The sequence below is a fragment of the Aeromonas sp. ZOR0002 genome, from assembly GCF_963866995.1.
GTDB lineage: Bacteria > Pseudomonadota > Gammaproteobacteria > Enterobacterales > Aeromonadaceae > Aeromonas > Aeromonas caviae.
Genome location: NZ_CAWMFQ010000225.1, coordinates 1 through 4,666 on the forward strand (window position 1 = coordinate 1; position 4,666 = coordinate 4,666).

At 62.3% G+C, this 4,666-nt stretch carries 5 protein-coding genes; all 5 read left to right on the forward strand.

Going from position 1 to position 4,666, the window contains the following annotated elements; translation table 11 throughout:
• On the forward strand, positions 1-531 hold a 531-nt coding region (gene cmoB, locus AACR77_RS12935; RefSeq protein WP_042882004.1), incomplete at its 5' end, for a tRNA 5-methoxyuridine(34)/uridine 5-oxyacetic acid(34) synthase CmoB.
• Positions 532-583: 52 nt separating this feature from the next.
• A complete protein-coding gene (locus tag AACR77_RS12940) occupies positions 584-1,372 on the forward strand; it encodes an ATP-dependent zinc protease family protein (RefSeq protein WP_042882005.1) in 789 nt (262 codons plus the stop codon).
• A 3-nt stretch (positions 1,373-1,375) separates the two neighbouring features.
• Positions 1,376-2,914: an inactive transglutaminase family protein gene (locus AACR77_RS12945; RefSeq protein WP_010674088.1), complete on the forward strand. Its 1,539-nt coding sequence runs from the start codon at positions 1,376-1,378 to the stop codon at positions 2,912-2,914.
• A gap of 3 nt (positions 2,915-2,917) precedes the next feature.
• The gene (locus tag AACR77_RS12950; RefSeq protein WP_039039849.1) at positions 2,918-3,883 is read left to right on the forward strand and encodes an alpha-L-glutamate ligase-like protein; all 966 of its coding nucleotides are present in this window, start codon (positions 2,918-2,920) and stop codon (positions 3,881-3,883) included.
• 297 nt (positions 3,884-4,180) lie between these two features.
• Positions 4,181-4,666, forward strand: a 486-nt coding sequence (locus tag AACR77_RS12955) for a LysR family transcriptional regulator (RefSeq protein ID WP_042882008.1), incomplete at its 3' end; no start/stop codon positions are given.

Consider the following 4,666-nt stretch of genomic DNA (forward strand, 5'->3'; position numbering starts at 1 on the left):
GGCATCGACCCGAGCCCGCTGTTCCTCTGCCAGTTCGAAGCCATTCGCCACTTCATGGACAACGACCAGCGCGCCCACCTGCTGCCGCTCGGTATCCAGGATCTGCCGGATCTGCGGGCCTTTGACACCGTCTTCTCCATGGGGGTGCTCTATCATCGCAAGTCCCCCATCGAGCACATCGAGCAGTTGCGCAACCAGCTCAAAGACGATGGGGAGCTGGTGCTCGAGACCCTGGTGGTGGACGGCGACGAAAACCAGGTGCTGATGCCCTCCGATCGCTACGGCAAGATGCGCAACGTCTGGTTCCTCCCCTCGAGCGCGGCCCTCACACGCTGGGTCGAGCGCTGCGGGTTCACCGATGTGCGCATCGTCGACGAGAATATGACCAGCACCGACGAACAGCGTCGTACCGACTGGATGATTAACGAGTCCCTGAGTGACTATCTGGATCCACACAATCCTGCACTCACGGTCGAAGGATACCCGGCACCCAAACGTGCCGTACTGATCGCCAGAAAGGCCAAAGACTAGCCGATGGCGGCTGTGGAAGTTACACTGACCCAATTCCAGGAAGCACAGTTAAATGAATGACATGAAAAGCAAATTAAAAGGAATGACCCTGCTCTCCCTGCTCAGTCTCGGCGGGTGTGTCAGTATGGAAAAAGCCCCCCCGGCCCCGACCCTGACGCTGGCCGAGCTGCGCAACGAGATCTCGTTGAGCGAGCAACGTCTGCAAACATCCATGGAACAGCAACAGAAGCAGTATGTGCAGCAACAGCACCTGCTGGTTCAGCTCAACACCGATGTCACCAACATGAAAGAGTCCGTGAAGAAAGTCGACAGCAAGCTGGCTACCCTGCCTCCCGAGCCGCCCAAGGCCATGCCCATTCCCGCCGAGAAGTGCCCGGCGCCGAGCCAGGGCCACACCGTCGATGGCAAGCTGCTGGTGGGTGAAGCGGAGTGGATCTGGGTTGACGCCGCCAACGACGCCTTCCAGGCCCGGGTCGACACCGGCGCAACTACCTCCTCCATCAGCGCCCAGGAGATCACCATCTTCGAGCGCAACGGCAAGAACTGGGTGCGCTTCTTCCTGAGCCACCAGGAGATGGACGACAAGATCCAGATTGAAGCGCCCCTGGTGCGTCACGTGCGGGTCCGTCAGGCTTCCGCCGACGATCTCGACCGTCGCCCCGTGGTCCGCCTCGCCGTGCGCATCGGCGACATGACCGAGAAGGCCGAATTTACCCTGAAGGACCGCAGCGACATGACCTTCCCCGTGCTGCTGGGCCGTGAATTCCTCAAAGACATCGCCGTGGTCGACGTGGCCCGCGAATATATCCAACCCAAACCCAAGCTCAAGGATGTGAAATAATCCATGGTTTCCCGTAAGCCGTTCTATCTGCTGGTCGCCCTGCTCTACATCGTCGGCCTGGGGATGACCTTCTATCATCACATCGCACTGGACGTCCCGCTCACGCCGGGTGAAAAGCGCCAGATCTGGTCCATCGAAGCCAAACTCGAGTTCGAGGCCACCGGCGAGCCGGTGATCGCCTCCCTGGCCATTCCGGGCACCCAGCCCGGCTTCACCCTGATGAACGAGAACGCCGCGAGCCCGGGCTATGGCCTGTCGTTCGTGGAAAAAGACGGGGATGCCCGCGCCGAGTGGTCCATCCGCACCGCCTCCGGCCGTCAGGAGCTCTACTACCGGGTCGACATGATGGCCGATGCCCATGCCAAGCCCGCCGCCAACCCGCAGCCGCCCGCCATCGAGAAGCAGATCGAGAGCGAGCCCTACGCCACGGCCATGAAGCAGATCCTGGAGCGCGCCCAGGAGCGCTCCGCCGACGGCTACACCCTGACCCGCGAGATCATCAAGGAGATCGAGAAGCAGGAACAGAACGCCGAGCTGCTCAAGTCCCACAAGAGCCGCGCCAATCTGATTGCCGAGCTGCTCAACAACGCGGACGTCCCGGCCCGGGTGGTTCACGCCCTCAGCCTGGAAGATGGCCGTCGCCGTCAGGAGCTGGTGGATTACCTGCAGGTCTTCAACAGCCCGACCGACTACAAGCTGTTCAACCCGCAAAGCGGTGAACAGGGTCAACCGGCCAACCTGCTGCTGTGGGAGTACAACTCCGGCGCCCTGCTGGACGTCACCGGCGGTCACAACTCCCGCGTCACCTTCTCGATGATCGAGCAGGAGCAACCGGTCAACGTGGCCCTGGCCCAGAAGTTCGAAAAATCCGAGATGATGAACTTCTCCATCCACAGCCTGCCCCTGGAAGAGCAAGCCCTGTTCAAGGGTCTGCTGCTCATCCCCATCGGCGTGCTGATGGTGGTGTTCCTGCGGGTCATCGTGGGGATCAAGACCTCCGGCACCTTCATGCCGGTGCTGATCGCGGTCGCCTTCATCCAGACCTCGCTGGTCACCGGCCTCATCGGCTTCCTGCTGATCGTCGGCACCGGCCTGGTGATCCGCTCCTACCTCTCGAGGCTGAACCTGCTGCTGGTCGCCCGGATATCGGCGATCATCATCATGGTGATCTCGATGATCGGCATCTTCTCGGCGTTCGCCTTCAAGCTGGGGCTGACCGACGGCATGAAGATCACCTTCTTCCCGATGATCATCCTCTCCTGGACCATCGAGCGCATGTCCATCCTGTGGGAAGAAGAGGGTCCCAAAGAGGTGTTCCGCCAGGGCGGCGGTTCCCTGCTGGTGGCGGTCATCGCCTACCTGGCCATGGACAACGAGCTCATTCGTCACCTCACCTTCAACTTCCTCGGCCTGCAGCTGGTGCTGATGGCGACCGTGCTGTTGATGGGTAACTACACCGGCTACAAGCTGAGCGAGCTCAAGCGCTTCAAGCCGCTGGTGGACGAGATGAAGTCTGGTGCCACCCCGGGTAAGGACAAGTAACAGATGTGGTTCTGGCAGAAATACACCAGTCCGTGGAGCCTGTCCCAGGCAGGCATCCTCGGCATGAACAAGCGCAACCACTCCTACATCAGCCGCTACAACCCGCGCCGCCTCTATCCGCTGGTGGATGACAAGCTCAAGACCAAGCGCATCGCGCTGGATGCGGGGGTGACGGTGCCTGAACTCATCGGCACCATCCGCGAGCAGCACGACGTGACTCGCATCACCGAGCTGGTGAAGGACTGGCCGGGCTTCTGCATCAAGCCGGCCCGCGGCTCCGGCGGCAAGGGGATCCTGGTGATCCTGCGCCAGGAGGATGGCCTCTTCTACAAGCCCAACGGCAGCGCCGCCAACGGCCAGGATCTGGAGCGCCATGTCTCCAACATCCTGGCGGGGCTCTATTCCCTCGGCGGCAAGCCCGACGTGGCGCTGGTGGAAGGGCTCATCAACTTCGACGACGTGTTCGACGGCTACTCCTTCGAAGGGGTCCCCGATGCCCGGGTGATCATCTTCAAGGGGTTCCCGGTGATGGCCATGATGCGCCTCTCGACCTCGGCTTCCGACGGCAAGGCGAACCTGCACCAGGGCGCCGTGGGGGTGGGCCTGTGCCTGCGCACCGGCCGCGCCCTGCGGGCGGTGCAGTTTGGCAACCCGCTGCGCCACCACCCGGACACCGGCCTGGATCTCTACGATCTGAAGGTGCCCCACTGGGACACCCTGCTCAACCTGGCGGCCTCCTGCTACGAGATGTCCGGTCTTGGCTACATCGGGACCGACATGGTGCTGGACAAGTTCCGCGGCCCCATGCTGCTGGAGCTCAACGCCCGTCCGGGCCTTGCCATCCAGATCGCCAACGGTCGCGGCCTGGTGCCCAACCTCAAGACCATCGAGAAGCTGGGTCAGGTCAAGATGAACGTGGAGCAGCGGGTCAACTTCGCCAAGGATCACTTCGGTATCTTCGACGAATAGTCCGCCCCCCTTCTGCAAAAACGCGCCCCCCGGCGCGTTTTTTTATGGCCGCTCCTGCGCGCAGGGCGCCCCGCCCGAAGGCCGATCCCCGTCACATCCCATGGCGGCGCCCCTTCAATGGCGCGGCACAAGGGGATAAGCTCCCGACCAATGAGGGGTCGCCAGCCCATAGGCGCAGGCCACCCCATGTGCGTGAGGCAGTGCGCCTGCCAGGGGGCACCGATTTGTCGGCGACAACGGGGCTTCTCGATGGTAGATTAATCAAATCAAATAGATAGCATCGATCGGGTTTCTCCTATGCAACGTTGGCCCAGCCTGAAGCAGCTCCAGTATCTGGTCGCTCTGGACGAGCACAAGAATTTCAACCGCGCCGCCAAGGCCTGCCATGTCAGCCAGTCGACCCTGAGTACCGGGATCCAGACCCTGGAGGACATGATGAACCTGCAACTGGTGGAGCGGGATCACAAGAGCTTCATCATGACGCCGGTCGGCATGGAAATCGTGGCGCGGGCGCGCAACCTGCTCTCCGACGCCCGGGATCTGATGGAGTTGGGGCAGCAGCAGGGGGGCGTCATGCACGGCACGGTGCGCCTGGGCTGCATCCCCACCATCGCCCCCTTCCTGCTGAGCAAGCTGCTGCAGGTGTGCGGCAAGGCCTATCCGGATCTGGAGCTGCTGCTGCGGGAAGACACCACCACCAATCTGCTCAAGCAGCTGGAGCAGGGGCAGCTCGATCTGCTGATCCTGGCGCTGCCGGTGGAGATCGGCGGCTTCCACAGCAAG